Source organism: Rahnella sp. PAMC25617, from assembly GCF_050606005.1.
Lineage (GTDB): Bacteria > Pseudomonadota > Gammaproteobacteria > Enterobacterales > Enterobacteriaceae > Rahnella > Rahnella variigena.
Genome location: NZ_JBOCUM010000131.1, coordinates 1 through 223 on the forward strand (window position 1 = coordinate 1; position 223 = coordinate 223).

A 223-nucleotide genomic window follows, 5' to 3' on the forward strand; every position below is an offset into this window, starting at 1 on the left:
TCCTCGTCATTCAGCAAGATCTGCTTTAACTCTGACAACACCGTATATCTTGTTTCTTTTTCTAGTAAATCAGGTGTTTCCAAAATGGGCATCCCATAAAGTGTTGTCTGCGTTTGGGACGATGCCTGTTTCAGACTGTCCAAATAATCCTTCGCATTATGAACCGAGTACTTCGGGAACACAAAACCGGTAAGTAATTGAAGAGAGGAACCGAGCAAGTCTG

The 223-nt window shown here is 42.6% G+C and carries 1 protein-coding gene; it reads right to left on the reverse strand.

Annotated features, from left to right (window positions below):
- Positions 1-223, reverse strand: a 223-nt coding sequence (locus ACM615_RS24030; RefSeq protein WP_431012651.1) for an HpcH/HpaI aldolase/citrate lyase family protein, incomplete at both ends; no start/stop codon positions are given.